At 72.0% G+C, this 13,099-nt stretch carries 11 protein-coding genes; 6 read left to right on the plus strand and 5 right to left on the minus strand.

Translation table 11 applies throughout. The features are described 5' to 3' along the window. Nucleotides 1-27: 27 nt before the first annotated feature. The 3 genes from MTDSW087_RS06945 (at nucleotide 28) to hisG (ending at nucleotide 3,656) form a co-directional block, all read left to right on the plus strand. Nucleotides 28-1,419, plus strand: a complete 1,392-nt coding sequence (locus tag MTDSW087_RS06945) for a cytochrome P450 (protein WP_144761996.1) — start codon at nucleotides 28-30, stop codon at nucleotides 1,417-1,419. Between the two features lie 114 nt (nucleotides 1,420-1,533). Next, complete coding sequence (locus MTDSW087_RS06950) at nucleotides 1,534-2,670, plus strand: ATP phosphoribosyltransferase regulatory subunit (protein WP_144761999.1); 1,137 nt, start codon at nucleotides 1,534-1,536, stop codon at nucleotides 2,668-2,670. Then, nucleotides 2,667-3,656 (plus strand): ATP phosphoribosyltransferase, encoded by a 990-nt coding sequence (gene hisG / locus MTDSW087_RS06955; RefSeq protein ID WP_144762001.1) that lies wholly within the window; start codon nucleotides 2,667-2,669, stop codon nucleotides 3,654-3,656. Before MTDSW087_RS06950 ends, hisG begins: the two co-directional genes overlap by 4 nt. Nucleotides 3,657-3,665: 9 nt before the next feature. Here hisG and MTDSW087_RS06960 read toward each other — a convergent pair whose 3' ends face one another. Further along, the gene (locus MTDSW087_RS06960; RefSeq protein ID WP_144762004.1) at nucleotides 3,666-4,007 is read right to left on the minus strand and encodes a lysozyme inhibitor LprI family protein; all 342 of its coding nucleotides are present in this window, start codon (nucleotides 4,005-4,007) and stop codon (nucleotides 3,666-3,668) included. Nucleotides 4,008-4,222: 215 nt separating this feature from the next. Between MTDSW087_RS06960 and MTDSW087_RS06965 the strand changes: the two genes are divergently transcribed. Further along, nucleotides 4,223-4,711, plus strand: a complete 489-nt coding sequence (locus MTDSW087_RS06965; RefSeq protein WP_144762007.1) for a hypothetical protein — start codon at nucleotides 4,223-4,225, stop codon at nucleotides 4,709-4,711. An 18-nt stretch (nucleotides 4,712-4,729) separates the two neighbouring features. On the opposite strand, the gene mdoH is transcribed toward MTDSW087_RS06965, so the two are convergent. Next, nucleotides 4,730-6,679: a glucans biosynthesis glucosyltransferase MdoH gene (gene mdoH / locus MTDSW087_RS06970; RefSeq protein ID WP_144762010.1), complete on the minus strand. Its 1,950-nt coding sequence runs from the start codon at nucleotides 6,677-6,679 to the stop codon at nucleotides 4,730-4,732. 267 nt (nucleotides 6,680-6,946) lie between these two features. Between mdoH and MTDSW087_RS06975 the strand changes: the two genes are divergently transcribed. Next, on the plus strand, nucleotides 6,947-8,488 hold the full coding sequence (locus tag MTDSW087_RS06975; protein ID WP_144762105.1) for an OpgD/OpgG family glucan biosynthesis protein: 1,542 nt from the start codon (nucleotides 6,947-6,949) through the stop codon (nucleotides 8,486-8,488). Between the two features lie 57 nt (nucleotides 8,489-8,545). Here MTDSW087_RS06975 and MTDSW087_RS06980 read toward each other — a convergent pair whose 3' ends face one another. Then, nucleotides 8,546-8,725, minus strand: coding sequence for a hypothetical protein (locus tag MTDSW087_RS06980; protein ID WP_144762013.1), 180 nt, complete (start codon nucleotides 8,723-8,725; stop codon nucleotides 8,546-8,548). A 382-nt stretch (nucleotides 8,726-9,107) separates the two neighbouring features. Between MTDSW087_RS06980 and MTDSW087_RS06985 the strand changes: the two genes are divergently transcribed. Next, entirely contained in the window at nucleotides 9,108-10,649 is a 1,542-nt protein-coding gene (locus tag MTDSW087_RS06985) for a GGDEF domain-containing protein (RefSeq protein WP_144762016.1), read from the plus strand. Nucleotides 10,650-10,660: 11 nt separating this feature from the next. Here the strand turns inward: MTDSW087_RS06985 and MTDSW087_RS06990 are convergent, their stop codons facing one another. Beyond that, the gene (locus tag MTDSW087_RS06990) at nucleotides 10,661-10,957 is read right to left on the minus strand and encodes a hypothetical protein (protein WP_144762019.1); all 297 of its coding nucleotides are present in this window, start codon (nucleotides 10,955-10,957) and stop codon (nucleotides 10,661-10,663) included. Further along, entirely contained in the window at nucleotides 10,954-12,426 is a 1,473-nt protein-coding gene (zwf, locus tag MTDSW087_RS06995; protein WP_144762022.1) for a glucose-6-phosphate dehydrogenase, read from the minus strand. The genes MTDSW087_RS06990 and zwf overlap by 4 nt, the downstream gene beginning before the upstream one ends. Nucleotides 12,427-13,099 lie beyond the last annotated feature (673 nt).

Consider the following 13,099-nt stretch of genomic DNA (forward strand, 5'->3'; position numbering starts at 1 on the left):
TAAGGACCGCCCCGGAGCCGCCAGCCGATGCTCGCATCCGCGCCGCAGAACCCGTTCTCCGCCCGCTTCCGCCCGCCCGTGCCGGCCCCCTTGCGCCGGCCGCAGGGCCTGCTCGAATTCCTGAAGACGGTGCGCGCCAACCCCCTCGCCACCTGGATGGAGGCTCACTTCACCGCGCCGCTCGTGGCTGCCGAGGGCGTGCTCGGCCGCATCACCGTGGTGAGCGAGCCCGCCCTCATCCGGCACGTGCTCGTCGAGAATGCGGGGGCCTACCGCAAGGACGACCTGCAGCGCCGCGTGCTGGCGCCGGGCCTCGGCGAGGGCCTGCTGACGGCGGAGGGCGAGGCGTGGCGCCTGCAGCGCCGCACCCTCGCGCCGATCTTCTCGGCCCGCACCGTGCGCGGCTTCGAGGCGGCGATGAACGCGGCCGGGGAGCGTCTCGCCCGGCGCCTCGTCCGCCGCGCCGGCACCCGGATCGACGTGGCCCAGGAGATGACCCGCGTCACCCTCGACGTGCTGGAGCGGACGATCTTCACGAACGGGCCGCAGAACGATCCGGACGCGCTGGCGCGCGCCATCACCCGCTTCCTCGAATCGGTCGGGCCGATCGATCCGCTCGACGTGTTCGGCGTGCCCGATTTCGTGCCGCGCATCGGCCGGCTGCGGGCGCGGCCGGCGATCCGCTACTTCGCCGAGATCGTGGAGGCGCTGATCGCGCGCCGCCGCGCCGTCATGGCGGCGGGGGAGGCGCCGCAGGACCTGCTGACGCTGCTGCTCGCCGCGCAGGACCCGGAGACCGGCGAGGGCCTCTCCGACCTCGACGTCAGCGCCAACATCGTCACCTTCATCGCCGCCGGCCACGAGACCACCGCCAACGCGCTGACCTGGGCGCTCTACTGCCTGTCGCAGGACCCCGCTGCCCTGGCGCGGCTGGAGGCGGAGGTGGAGGCCGCGGCCGATGCGGAGGGCCGCTTCGCGATCGAGCGCCTGCCCTTCGCCAAGGCGGTGATCGAGGAGGCCCTGCGCCTCTTCCCGCCCGCCGCCATCCTCAGCCGGCAGGCCCTGAAGGAGGACCGGCTGGGGCGGGTGAAGGTGCCCCGCGGCTCCGTGGTGATGGTGTCCCCTTACGTGCTCCACCGCCACCGGGCGCTCTGGGAGGATCCGGCGGCCTTCGTGCCGGAGCGTTTCCTCGGGGCCGCGCGCGAGGCGATCCCGCGCTTCGCCTACCTGCCTTTCGGGGCGGGACCGCGCGTCTGCATCGGCCAGAGCTTCTCGCTGCAGGAGGCGGTGATTGTGCTGGCGCATGTCGTCCGCGCCGTCCGCCTCGCGCTGCCCGCCGACCATCCGCCGGTGATCCCGGTGCAGCGCGTCACGGTGCGGCCCCAGCACGGGCTGCGCATGGACGCGATGCGCCGCTGACCGCCCGAAGCCGTTGACCAGCTTTCGCGATCGGCGCCCCCCGCGCATGCGTCGGCAGTCGCCAAGCCGCCCCCCGGTTGCTACAGAGCCGCCGGAAACGGGCGAGTGGAGCGCATGACACGACCGGAGGCAGGGAATGCGGGGGCGGATGGCGGCGCGCAGGCGCGGCTCCTCGCGCATCTGACGGCAGCCGGCTATGCCGGCGTGACGCCGCCCGTGCTCCAGCCGGTCGAGCCGTTCCTGGAACTGTCCGGCGAGGACATCCGCCGGCGCATCTTCGTGACGCAGGACGTGGCCGGCGCCGAGATGTGCCTGCGGCCGGAATTCACGATCCCGGTCTGCCGCCTGCACCAGGCCCGGGCCGGCGGCGCAAGCGCCGATTACAGCTATCTCGGACCGGTCTTCCGCCTCGCGGCGGACGAGCCCGACGAGTTCCTCCAGGCCGGCATCGAATCGATCGGCCGCCCCGACATCCCGGCGGCCGACGCCGAGGTGCTCGGCATCGCCCTCGAAGGGCTCGCCCTGTTCGGCCATGCCGAGCCGCATGTCCGGCTGGGCGACATGGGCCTGACGGTGGCGCTCCTCGACGGGCTCGCCGTGCCGCCCGCCGCCAAGCGCCGGACGCTCCGGGCGCTCGCCGCCGGCCGGTCACTCGACGGCGTCGTCAACGCGGCCCTGCCCGAGGACCCGCATGCGGGCCTGCTCGCGGCGATCCAGGGCCAGGACCCGCGCGGCGTGCGCGCCTTCGTGGAGGACGTGCTCGCCATCGCCGGCATCTCCGCGGTGGGCGGCCGCAGCGCCGGCGAGATCGCCGAGCGCTTCCTCGCCAAGGCCGCCGCGCAGGCGAGCGGCGGGGCCGGGCTCAACGCCGAGAACCGCACCCTGGTCGACCGCTACCGCGCCATCGCGGGCGATCCCGACACCGCCGCGCGTGCCCTGCGCGATCTGGTCCGGGAGGCCGGCCTCCGCCATGCCGCGCTCGACGCCGCCCTCGACCTGTTCGAGGAGCGCAACGGCTTCATCGCCGCCCGCGGCCTGCCCCTCGACCGCTTCCGCTTCAGCGGGGCCTTCGCGCGCAACCTCGACTACTACACGGGCTTCATCTTCGAGATCACCGGCGGGGAGGGCAGGCCGACCCTCGTCGGCGGTGGGCGCTACGACGGGCTCCTCACCCATCTCGGCAGCGCCACGCCGCAGCCCGCCGTCGGCTGCACCTTCTGGGTCGATCGTGTCGTGGGAGCGGGCCGGTGAGCGTCTCCGAGGGGCCTCTCGTCCTCGCCGTGCCCTCGAAGGGCCGGCTGCAGGAGAACGCCAACGCCTTCTTCGCCCGCGCGGGCCTGAAGCTCGCGCAAGGGTCCGGCGCGCGCGACTACCGCGGCAAGCTCGTCGGCGTGCCGAATGTCGAGGTGCGCTATCTCTCGGCCTCGGAGATCGCGAGCCAGCTCGCCTCCGGTGCATCGCATCTCGGCATCACCGGCGAGGACCTGATCCGCGAGACGCTGCCGGACGCCAAGGGCCAGGTCGAGCTGCTGACGCCGCTGGGCTTCGGCAACGCCACCGTGGTCGTCGCCGTGCCCCAGGCCTGGATCGACGTGCGCGCCATGAGCGACCTCGACGAGGTCGCGGCCGAGATGCGGGCGCGCCACGGCAAGCGCCTGCGCATCGCCACCAAATACGTGAACCTGACCCGGCGCTTCTTCGCCGAGAAGGGGGTCGCCGACTACCGCATCGTGGAGAGCCTGGGCGCCACCGAGGGCGCGCCGGCCGCGGGCTCGGCCGAGATCATCGTGGACATCACGACGACCGGCGCGACGCTCGCCGCCAACGCCCTCAAGATCCTCGACGACGGCATCATCCTGCGCTCCGAGGCGAACCTCGTCGCCTCCCTCAACGCGCCCTGGGGCGAGACGCAGCGCACGGCCTTCCGGGCGGTGATGGGCCGGATCAGCGCCGAGGAGCGTGCCCGCACCACCCGCGAGGTGCGCGCCGGCCTGCCGGAGACGGGCCAGATCGACCTCGCCTCGATCGCGGCGGAGCACGAGGCCGAGCTGCCCTACGGCGCCCCGTGCGGGATCGACGGCGAGATCGTGCTGCGCTGTCCCGAGGCGGCGGTGTTCGACCTCGCCGATACCCTCGTCCGGGCCGGCGCCCGGGCCATCAGCGTCCGCCGGATCGACTACGCCTTCGCGGCGGAGAATCCGCTCGCCGAGCGGCTTCTGGCACGGCTCCCGGGCTGAGCGGCCCCGTTACGGCCCCTGCTTGGCGAATTCCGAGAGCAGGCCGCGCAGGGTCTTGAGCCGCGCGTCGTAGAGGTCGCGCAGGCAGGCGACCTCGCCGCCGCAGGTGCGGCGGTCCTTCAGCCACGCCTCCTGATCATCCTGCATCTTGGAGCGGCCGCCCATTGGCAGCACCTCCTTCAGGATGTCGAAGCGGGTGGCCATCTCGACGTCGCGGTCGTTGAGGGCGAGGGTCGCGCAGACCGCCTTCTCGTCGGGCGTCTCCGCCTTGTCGCAGGGGAAGCTCGCCGCGGAGGCCGGCAGGGGCGTCGCGAGAAGGGCGAGCAGGGAGAGCGTCGTGAGCCTGGGCATGCGCGACAACGGCGCAGCTGCCCGAAGGCTCCCCCGTGCAGCCCGGCCCGGGGCGGGCAGGGTTAACGCCGACAGGATCCTGTGATCGCGGGATGTCGGGCAGGAGCGGCGGAATTTCACCCCGCTCCGGCGACGATCGGGCCGCAGGCGCGTTGTGCCGGCAGATTCACGCTCCGGCCGCTCGGCCGGACGCCTATCTCTGCCGGAGCCCGACCATGGCACAGATCCGAACCGTCCTGCCGGGAGCCCTCGTGCTCGTCCTCCTCGGCAGCTTCGCCGCCCGCGCCGACGCCGTGCCCGAGCTCGACATCGAGAAGACCTGCGCCTCGGCGGGCCGGGTCAATATCGGCTCCAGCGCCACGGAGGAGGAGAGCCGCAACGGCTGCATGCGCTCGGAGCGCGAGGCCAAGCAGGAGGCCCAGCGCCGCTGGGGCGATTACAGTGCGGCGGCCAAGATGCAGTGCCAGAGCCAGTTCAAGGCCGGCGGCTACCCATCCTATGTCGAGATGGTGACCTGCCTCGAACTCGCGAGCGGCACGGTTCCGACCCAGACCGGCTCGGACGGCACCGCCGTCGGTGGCCCCGGCTCGCCGAAGGGTGCGACCCAGGCACCGAGGGAGCGTTCGGGCGGCGCGAGCGCGCTGACGCAGGAGCCCTCGGCAAGCCAGCGCACCAACCCGATCCAGGTGCTGGAGCAGAAATAGGACGGCCCGGACCGTTCCTTACGCCTCGTCGGCGGCGAGCCAGACCGCCCCTTGCGCCTCGCGGGCGGCCTGCGGTGCCGGAGCCGGCAGGCGGCTCTGATGCAACTCGGCGAGTTCCGGGGCCTGGGCGGTGTCGTCCACCGTGAGGAACAGGCCGCGCAGCCGCGCGAGACGGCCGAGGCCGGCGCTGCTCGTCAGCATGCTCTGGGCCGGGCTGGTGACGAGCGCGAAGGCGAGGGGCGCCATCCAGAGGGCCAGGACGAGATCGCCGGCGAGGATGAGGCCGAGCGTCAGCACCGCGCCGACCACCACAGCGTCCGCCTGGAGGCGGAAGGCCTCGGACCAGGGCACGCGGCGATCGTCGCGCGCCTGCGTATCCCAGCGCACCACCCGGCCGAAGAAGGTCGAGACCACGGCGGCGGCCGTGAACAGGGTCATCACCGGCCAGAGGATCACCCAGATCGCCTGTTCCAGGGCGGCGCTCGCCAGGAGCCGGCCGGTGCCGCCGAACTCGGCGCGGCGCCGGGGCGAGGCCAGCACGTAGCCGAGGCTCAGGACCTTCGGCAGGGCGAGCACGAGCACGGTGACGGCGGCGAGGGCATGGGCGGCCGCGCCCGCGCCGGTGAGACCGTAGCCGAGGAGGCCGAGATCGCCGGTGCGGGCCGCGAGCCAGGTGCCGAGGCCGAGGAAGGCGATCCAGAGCGGCAGCATCAGGTAGGCGAGGATGCCGGTGGCGAGGTGCCAGCGGCTCGCCGCGCGCAGGCCCTTCCAGGGCAGGACCGAGAGGTGCTGCAGGTTGCCCTGGCACCAGCGCCGCTCGCGCCCGAGCAGGTCGACGAGGTTCGTCGGCATCTCCTCCCAGGTGCCGCCCATCTCGGGCAGCAGGCGCACCTCCCAGCCGGAGCGGCGTAGGAGCGCGCCCTCCACGATGTCGTGGCAGAGGATCTCGCCGCCGAGCGGCGCGCGCCCGGGCAGGACGGGGAGGGCGGCGTTGTTCGCGAAGGCCTCGACGCGCAGGATGGCGTTGTGGCCCCAGTAGCTGCCGTCCGGCCCCTGCCAGGTCTCCAGGCAGCGCAGGGCCAGCGGCGCGTAGAGGCGCACCGCGAATTGCTGGATGCGCGCGAACAGGGTGTCGCGGCCGGCCGCGTAGGACACGGTCTGGATCAGGCCGACGCGCGGGTTCTCCTCCATCATCCCGACGAGGCGGCGCATGGCGGCGCCGGTCATCAGGCTGTCGGCGTCGAGCACGATCATGAAGTCGTATTCGTGCCCGTAGGTCTCGCAGAACTCGGCGATGTTGCCGGCCTTGCGGCCGACATTCTCGCGGCGGCGGCGGTAGCGCACCTGCGGCAGGCCCGGGCCCGCGCTCTCACGCCAGGCCTGGATGCGGGCGAATTCGTGCTCCTCCACCGCGGCGATGGCGCCGTCCCGGGTGTCGGAGAGGACGAAGAGGTCGATGTCCTCGGCGCCCTCGCGGGCGAGCGAGCGGGCCATGACGCGCAGGGCCGCGAAGACCGCCACCGCGTCCTCGGCGTGGATCGCCACCACCGCGGCGGTGCGCGAGCGACCGCTCGGGGCGGGCACCGCCCCCGCCGAGCGCTGCTCCAGCACCGACTTGGCCCGGTCGCCGAGGAGGGCCGCGATCAGCCCGTAGAGATACTGCCAGGCGGTGAAGGACTGCCACGCCATCAGCACGCAGAACAGGCCGAGCACCGTGCCGCCGAGCCAGCCGGATACCGGATAGGCGGAGGCCGCGAGCGCCGCGACGGCCGCCGCCGTGGCGAGGGTCGGCAGCGCCAGGGCGAGGCGGCGCAGCAGCAGGACGCGGCTGGCAGGACCGAAATTCCCCCGGCCGGGACCCTTGTCCTCGCCGTGCCAAGCCTCGATAGAGGCGCCGACCCGTGCGGCGCGGTCCGCTGCGCGGGCCTCGACCGCCTGTGTCTCATGCGGCATCGGTGTGGTGGACATGGCGCGTGGAACTCGACGTGGAGACGATCCGGCCGCCATCGAGGATCGAGGGACCGCATGAACGAGGACGCCGTTGAGCGAGGCGAAGGGCTGGGATCGGAGCGGCGCGAGACGCCGCACCTGAGCAGTTCGGGTTCCCCTTCCCGTCGATCGGTTCTTCGGACGGCCGCGACCGCTATTGCCGGTGCGATTGTCCCTAGCGCCATCGACCTGAATACCGCCAGAACGATGGCACAGGATTCCCAGGCCGGCTCCCAGGCCGCCGCCATGACGTTCGAGGGCGTGGTCGAGCAGGCGCAGCGCCTCGCCGCCGCCGCTTACGCGCCCCAGCCGGATGACCTGCCGCCCGCGCTCGCCGGCCTCTCCTACGACGGCTACCGCCGCATCGTCTTCCGCCCCGCCGAGTCCCTGCGTCTCGGGCGGCACTTCAGCGCGCAGCTCTTCCACCGCGGCTTCCTGCAGAAGAAGCGCGTGCGGCTCTTCGTGCAGCCGCGCACCGGGGCGCCGCAGCCCGTTCCCTACGAGTCGCGCCTGTTCGACCTCGGCAAGGACCTCGCCGGCAAGAGCTTTGCGCCGGATCTCGGCTTCGCGGGCTTCCGCCTGCACTACGCCTTCTCGGACGCGCCGAAGGGGCGCGTGCCCGGCTTCCAGGAGGAGTTCCTGGTCTTCCTCGGCGCCTCCTATTTCCGCCTGCGCGGGGATGGGCAGGAATACGGCCTCTCCGCCCGCGGTCTCGCCATCGGCACCGGCGCGCCGGAGGGCGAGGAATTCCCGGACTTCGTGGCCCACTGGATCTGCGAGCCGGAGCCCGAGGCGCGCCGCATCAGCGTGCTCTCGCTCCTCGATTCCCCGAGCGTGGCCGGCGCCTACCGCTTCGAGATCACGCCCGGCGATCCGGCGCGCATCGCGGTGACCGCCTCGCTGCATCCGCGGCGGCGGATCGACCGGCTCGGCCTCGCGCCGCTCACCAGCATGTTCCTGCACGGGCAGAGCGGGCCGGGCGCCCGTAACGCGCAAGCCTTCGACGATTTCCGCCCGCAGGTGCACGACTCGGACGGGCTCGCGGTCCGCACCGCCACGGACCGGCTCTGGCGCCCCCTCGTCAACGGGCGGCCGAGCCCGCAGATCTCGGCCTTCCGGGCGCAGCCGCTGAAGGGCTTCGGCCTGATGCAGCGCGAGCGGACGTTTGCCGCCTATCTCGACGTCGAGGCCCGCCACGAGGCGCGGCCGGGCCTGTGGATCGAGCCCACGGAGGGCGCGCCGGGCCCCGAGATGGTGGCGAGCGGGGCCTCGCCGCGGCAAGCCGGCCCCTTCGCCGACGGGGCGGTGCAGCTCTTCGAGATCCCCTCGCGCGAGGAATACATGGACAACATCGTGGCGGCCTTCGTGCCGGCCACGCCCGCGGAGCCCGGCACGCCGCTGCGCTTCGCCTATCGCCTGACCACGGTCGGCGCGGAGCCGACCGAGGCTTTGCCCGGCGATCTTGCCCGCGTGGTCTCGACCCGGGTCGGCTCGGCCGAGCGCCTGCGCCCGACCGAGCCGCCGAGCCCGCAGCGGCGGCTCTACGCCATCGATTTCGAGGGGCCGAACCTGCCGAAGGCGCAGGATGACGGCGTGACGGCCGTGGTCTCGGCGGGGGCCGGCACCATGGTCGAGCCGGGGGCGGCCTTCGTGCCGCAGACCGGCGGCTGGCGGATCTATGTGGAGTGGCAGCCGCCCGAGCCGCTGCCGGCCGGCGACGTGGTGCTGCGCGCCCATCTCGAGAAGGACGGCCGTCCGATCAGCGAGATCTGGGACGCGGCGGCCTGACGGCGTTCCGCCCCGGTTCCGAAGGGGCGGTCCTTCGGGAATCCGGACCGTTCGGGATCAGGCCGAGCGGTCGTCCCGCTCCAGGCGCTTGCGCAGGCGGCTGGCACCGTGGACCGCGCCGAGATAGCGGCGGGCGGCATTGACCCGCGGTGCCTCGCGCTCGTTGCGGACGGCTGCGATCTCCCACAGGGTCGCGGCGACCGAGAGCTGCAGGCGGACGGCGTCTGGATCGGACATGGACAAGCCCCTTCGCGCGGGCGCCGCCCGCACTCGATGGGAAGCGATCACCCGCATCGGCAGGATCGGGAACGGACTTGGCCGCAACAAGGAGCCGGACGGGCCGGAATCGGGCAGCTTGGCCGTTCGATGGGCACGCCCCATCTCCGGGCCACGAGGAGATCGCATCCCGCCACAACGGGATCGGGTATTCGCCGGATGGATTGCAACCTGGCGAGGTAGAATAAAATTTCTGCTCCGCAATAGATCCCTGGAAGAATCTATTTCTGTATAGATTTTGTTAGGTCGGTCGGCGTTTTAAGACGCGCGCATGACTGGGACTGCCCAAGCGCCGCTCGGTCGAAGCCGCGCGCCGGCCCGGGCGCCCGCGAAGGGGTTTCCGATGCTTCTGCCGCGCTGCCTTGCCGGCGGCCTGCCGTCGACCCGCGTCTGGGTTCTGCTCGGCATCCTCGCGCCCCTCGGCATGCTGGTCCTGTCGGGAGGGATGCTCATGCAGCTGCGGCAGGAGGCCTGGGACAAGGCGGAGCAGAGCGCGCAGAATCTCCTGCGCCTCGTAGAGAACGATATCGGCCGCAACATCGAGATCCTGGATCTCTCGCTGCAGGCGGTGATCGAGAACCTGCGCCTGCCCGGCATCGCGCAGGCCAATCCCGACATGCGCCGGCACCTCCTGTTCCACCGGACCTCGACGGCGCGGGATCTGGGGATGATCGTGGTGCTCGACGAGCACGGCGACCTCGTCGCCGATTCCCTGGGCCGGCCGTTGCCGAGAGGCAACTTCGCCGACCGCGACTATTTCCGGATCCAGCGCGACCGGTCCGATACCGGCCTGTACATCAGCCAGGCCTTCCGCTCGCGGCTCTCCGGGGTCGACATGATCGGGCTGAGCCGGCGCATCGACAAGCCGGACGGCTCCTTCGGCGGCGTGGTCCTGGCCACGCTGAAGCTGTCCTACCTCGCGACCCTGCTCGATTCCGTCGATCTCGGCGGGGACGGGGCGGTGAGCCTCCTGCGCAGGGACGGGATCCGCCTGATGCGCCATCCCTTTGTCCAGAGCGACATCAACGCGAGCCTCGCCAGCAGCGAGAATTTCAACCGGGTCCTGCGGGAGCGCCAGGGCGGCTTCACCGCGGTCGGAATCCGCGACGGTGTCCGGCGCTATTACGCCTTCAGGCCGGTGGGAGACACGCCGCTCATCGCGACGGTGGCCCGTGGCGCGGACGACGTCGAGGCGGAGTGGCGCGGCAAGGCGGTGGTGATCGGCGGCACGATGCTGCTCCTCGGCGGCCTGACCGCCGGCCTCGCCGTGCTGTTCGGGCGCGAGCTGCGCCGCCGCGCCGCGATCGAGGACACGCTCGCCCGGCTCTCGCTCACCGACGGGCTGACCGGCCTGCCGAACCGGCGCCGGTTCGACACGGATCTCGCGGGGGTCTGCGACCATCCCGGCGCGGCCCCGTTCGCCCTCCTGCTGGTCGACGCCGACCATTTCAAGCGCATCAACGATCGCCACGGCCACGCGGCCGGCGATGCGGTGCTGAAGGGGCTCGCCCGAGGCCTCAGCGCCGCCGTCCATCGGCCCGAGGATCTCGTCTGCCGGGTCGGCGGCGAGGAATTCGCCGTGCTCCTGCCCGCGACCGACGCGGCCGGCGCGTTCCGGGTCGCCGAGCGGATCCACCAGGCTGCGGCGGGGGTCGCCGTCGCCTCGGCCGGGATCGCGGCCGGATCGGTCACGGTGAGCGTCGGGATGGCGGTCGCGCCGCCCGGCGCATCCGGGTCGGTGGCACCGGAAGCCCTGTACGCGCAGGCGGATGCCGCCCTCTACGAGGCCAAGGCGGCGGGCCGCAACCGGACCCGCTGCGCGCCGCCGACCGCGGACGCCCTGCCAAGGCAGGCCCCGCAGATCCGGCTCGTGGAGGCGCCCTGACGGTCGTGGCGTCAGGGCCCGTCGCGGCCCTCCGAGAACGGATCGACGCAGCGATAGCCGACGAAGCAATCAGCCACGTCGCGGGTGCGCTCGTAGTCGGGCCGGGTCGACTTCTCGATCGTGCAGAAGCTCACATCGCCCACGATGCGGGAATAGGTGGCGGGGCCCGTGGTGACGACGATGGCGCCGGACCGGGCGACGAGGGCCTGGGCGGCGGCGCAGGTCATCGTCGTCACGTCCGGACGCGGCTGGGCCGCGGCCTGCCCCGCGACCAGCGACAGGGCGAGGACGAGGGCGGTCCGCTTCATCGCAGTTCCTCGTGCCAGGTGCGGCCGTCGCGCTCGATCAGGGCGATCGCCGCGGTCGGCCCCCAGGTGCCGGCGGGATAGGGGCGGGGCGTCTCCGGCCGGTCCGCCCAGGCCTTCAGGACGCCGTCGGCCCAGGCCCAGGCCGCCTCGACCTCGTCGCGGCGCATGAACAGGGTGGCGTTGCCGCGCACCACGTCCATGAGCAGGCGCTCGTAGGCGTCCGGGTAGCGCTGCTTGAAGGTCTCCTCGAACGAGATGTCGAGGTTGGTCGGACGCAGGCGCATGCCGCCGGGCCCCGGATCCTTGGTCATCACCTCGAGCTTCATGCCCTCCTGCGGCTGCAGGCGGATGACGAGGCGGTTCGGCTCGCGCCCGAAGGATTCCTCCGGGAAGATCGAGAACGGCGAGGCGCGGAACTGCACCACGATCTCGGACAATTTCTGCGGCATGCGCTTGCCGGTGCGCAGGTAGAAAGGCACGCCGGCCCAGCGCCAGGACTGCACCTCGACCTTCATGGCGACGAAGGTCTCGGTCCGGCTCGGTCCGTCCAGTTCCTTGAGATAGCCCTCGACCGGCTGGCCGTTGACGGCGCCGGCGCCGTACTGGCCGCGCACGGTCACCTGCTGAACATCGTTGGCTGTGATGGGCTTGAGGGCGCGCAGCACCTTCAGCTTCTCGTCGCGCACCGCGTTGGCGTCGAGGTTGAGCGGGCTCTCCATCGCGGTGAGGCAGAGGAGCTGCAGCAGGTGGTTCTGCAGCATGTCGCGCAGCGCGCCCGATCTGTCGTAGTAGCCGGCGCGGCCCTCGACGCCCACCGTCTCGGCCACTGTGATCTGGACGTGGTCGATCACGTCCGCGGTCCAGAGCCGCTCGAAGATCGTGTTGGCGAAGCGCAGCGCCAGCAGGTTCTGCACCGTCTCCTTGCCGAGATAGTGGTCGATGCGGAAGATCTGGTGCTCGGGGAAGACCTCGCCGACCGCGTCGTTGATGGCGCGGGCCGAGGTCAGGTCCTTGCCGATCGGCTTCTCCAGCACGACGCGGGACTTCTCGCCGATCAGCCCGTGCTTGGCGAGGTTGCGGCAGATCGGGCCGTAGAGGTCGGGCGAGGTGGCGAGGTAGTAGGGCCGCACCTGGTCCGGCCGCTCGGCCAGCAGCGCGGCCAGCGCGCTCCAGCCCTCCTCGCCCGCGCCGTCCACGTGCACGTAGTCGAGATGCGCGATGAAGCCGTCCAGGGCGCCCTCGCGGATGTCCTGCGGCGGCACGAAGCGCTTGATCGCGTCGCGCGCCCGCTCGCGGAATTCCTCCGCCGAGATCGCGGTGCGCGAGGCGCCGATGATGCGGCTCGTCTCCGGGATCTGTTCGTCCTGGAAGCGGTAGAACAGGGCCGGCAGCAGCTTGCGGGTCGTCAGGTCGCCGGTGGCGCCGAACACGACGCAGTCGAAGGAGGCGACGGGGATGATGGTGGCCAAGGGCGGCTCCCGGTATCCTTGAGGGGCGACGGCGCCGACACCCGAGCCGACCGGTTCGCCGCCGACGGGATTATACCCCTGCAGGAACCTCGCCAAGGCGGATCGGCGATGCCGCGCCTCGCGTGCGTCGGCCCCTCTGATACCGCGTCCGGTTGATCGGACCGGAGGCGGTCTCAGCAAGCCCGCGCGGCGCTTGAGCGAAGGCGACATCCGCCATCCCGAAGGGAGCACCCGGATGTCGTATGAGCGGCTCATCCGGGGATCCCCAGGGACCCGGTCCCTTGGGTTGGAGTCTTCAGGGGCGAGACCCCTGAAGGTGGCGCGGCGCGAAGGACGGGCTCCGCCCCTCGGCTCGGGCGCAGGGATTGGCCCCTTGGACAATCGATCGTCGCAGCCTTGCGAGGGACAGCCTCACAGGTCGGGTATGACCCTGACCCTTTTGGGCAGAACGCCTCGCACATGCTGGTCTGCCGTATCACAGATCAGCTTGTAGAAGGCCCTGTAGCCCTCTTTGCTCGTTGGATAGATATGGGAGGAAGAATAGGCCCATATATCTGAGAGTTCCTTATCGCTTAGAGCCCGTCCGATAAGGGGCTGAGGCAGGGTTGAGTGGCCGGGATGGCAGTGATTCCAAGAGGGTGCTGAAACCTGACCTGGATCTGCCATGTGGACC

Origin of the sequence: Methylobacterium dankookense (assembly GCF_902141855.1) — a bacterium.
Taxonomy (GTDB): Bacteria; Pseudomonadota; Alphaproteobacteria; order Rhizobiales; family Beijerinckiaceae; genus Methylobacterium; species Methylobacterium dankookense.

Bases quoted from the DNA above. Each gene is read 5' to 3' on its own strand.
- MTDSW087_RS06975 (WP_144762105.1), top strand. From the start codon at position 6,947: ATGACGTTCGAGGGCGTGGTCGAGCAGGCGCAGCGCCTCGCCGCCGCC.
- mdoH (WP_144762010.1), bottom strand. From the start codon at position 6,679: ATGTCCACCACACCGATGCCGCATGAGACACAGGCGGTCGAGGCCCGC.
- MTDSW087_RS06950 (WP_144761999.1), top strand. From the start codon at position 1,534: ATGACACGACCGGAGGCAGGGAATGCGGGGGCGGATGGCGGCGCGCAG.
- MTDSW087_RS06990 (WP_144762019.1), bottom strand. From the start codon at position 10,957: ATGAAGCGGACCGCCCTCGTCCTCGCCCTGTCGCTGGTCGCGGGGCAG.
- MTDSW087_RS06985 (WP_144762016.1), top strand. From the start codon at position 9,108: ATGCTTCTGCCGCGCTGCCTTGCCGGCGGCCTGCCGTCGACCCGCGTC.
- MTDSW087_RS06945 (WP_144761996.1), top strand. From the start codon at position 28: ATGCTCGCATCCGCGCCGCAGAACCCGTTCTCCGCCCGCTTCCGCCCG.
- MTDSW087_RS06980 (WP_144762013.1), bottom strand. From the start codon at position 8,725: ATGTCCGATCCAGACGCCGTCCGCCTGCAGCTCTCGGTCGCCGCGACC.
- MTDSW087_RS06965 (WP_144762007.1), top strand. From the start codon at position 4,223: ATGGCACAGATCCGAACCGTCCTGCCGGGAGCCCTCGTGCTCGTCCTC.
- MTDSW087_RS06960 (WP_144762004.1), bottom strand. From the start codon at position 4,007: ATGCCCAGGCTCACGACGCTCTCCCTGCTCGCCCTTCTCGCGACGCCC.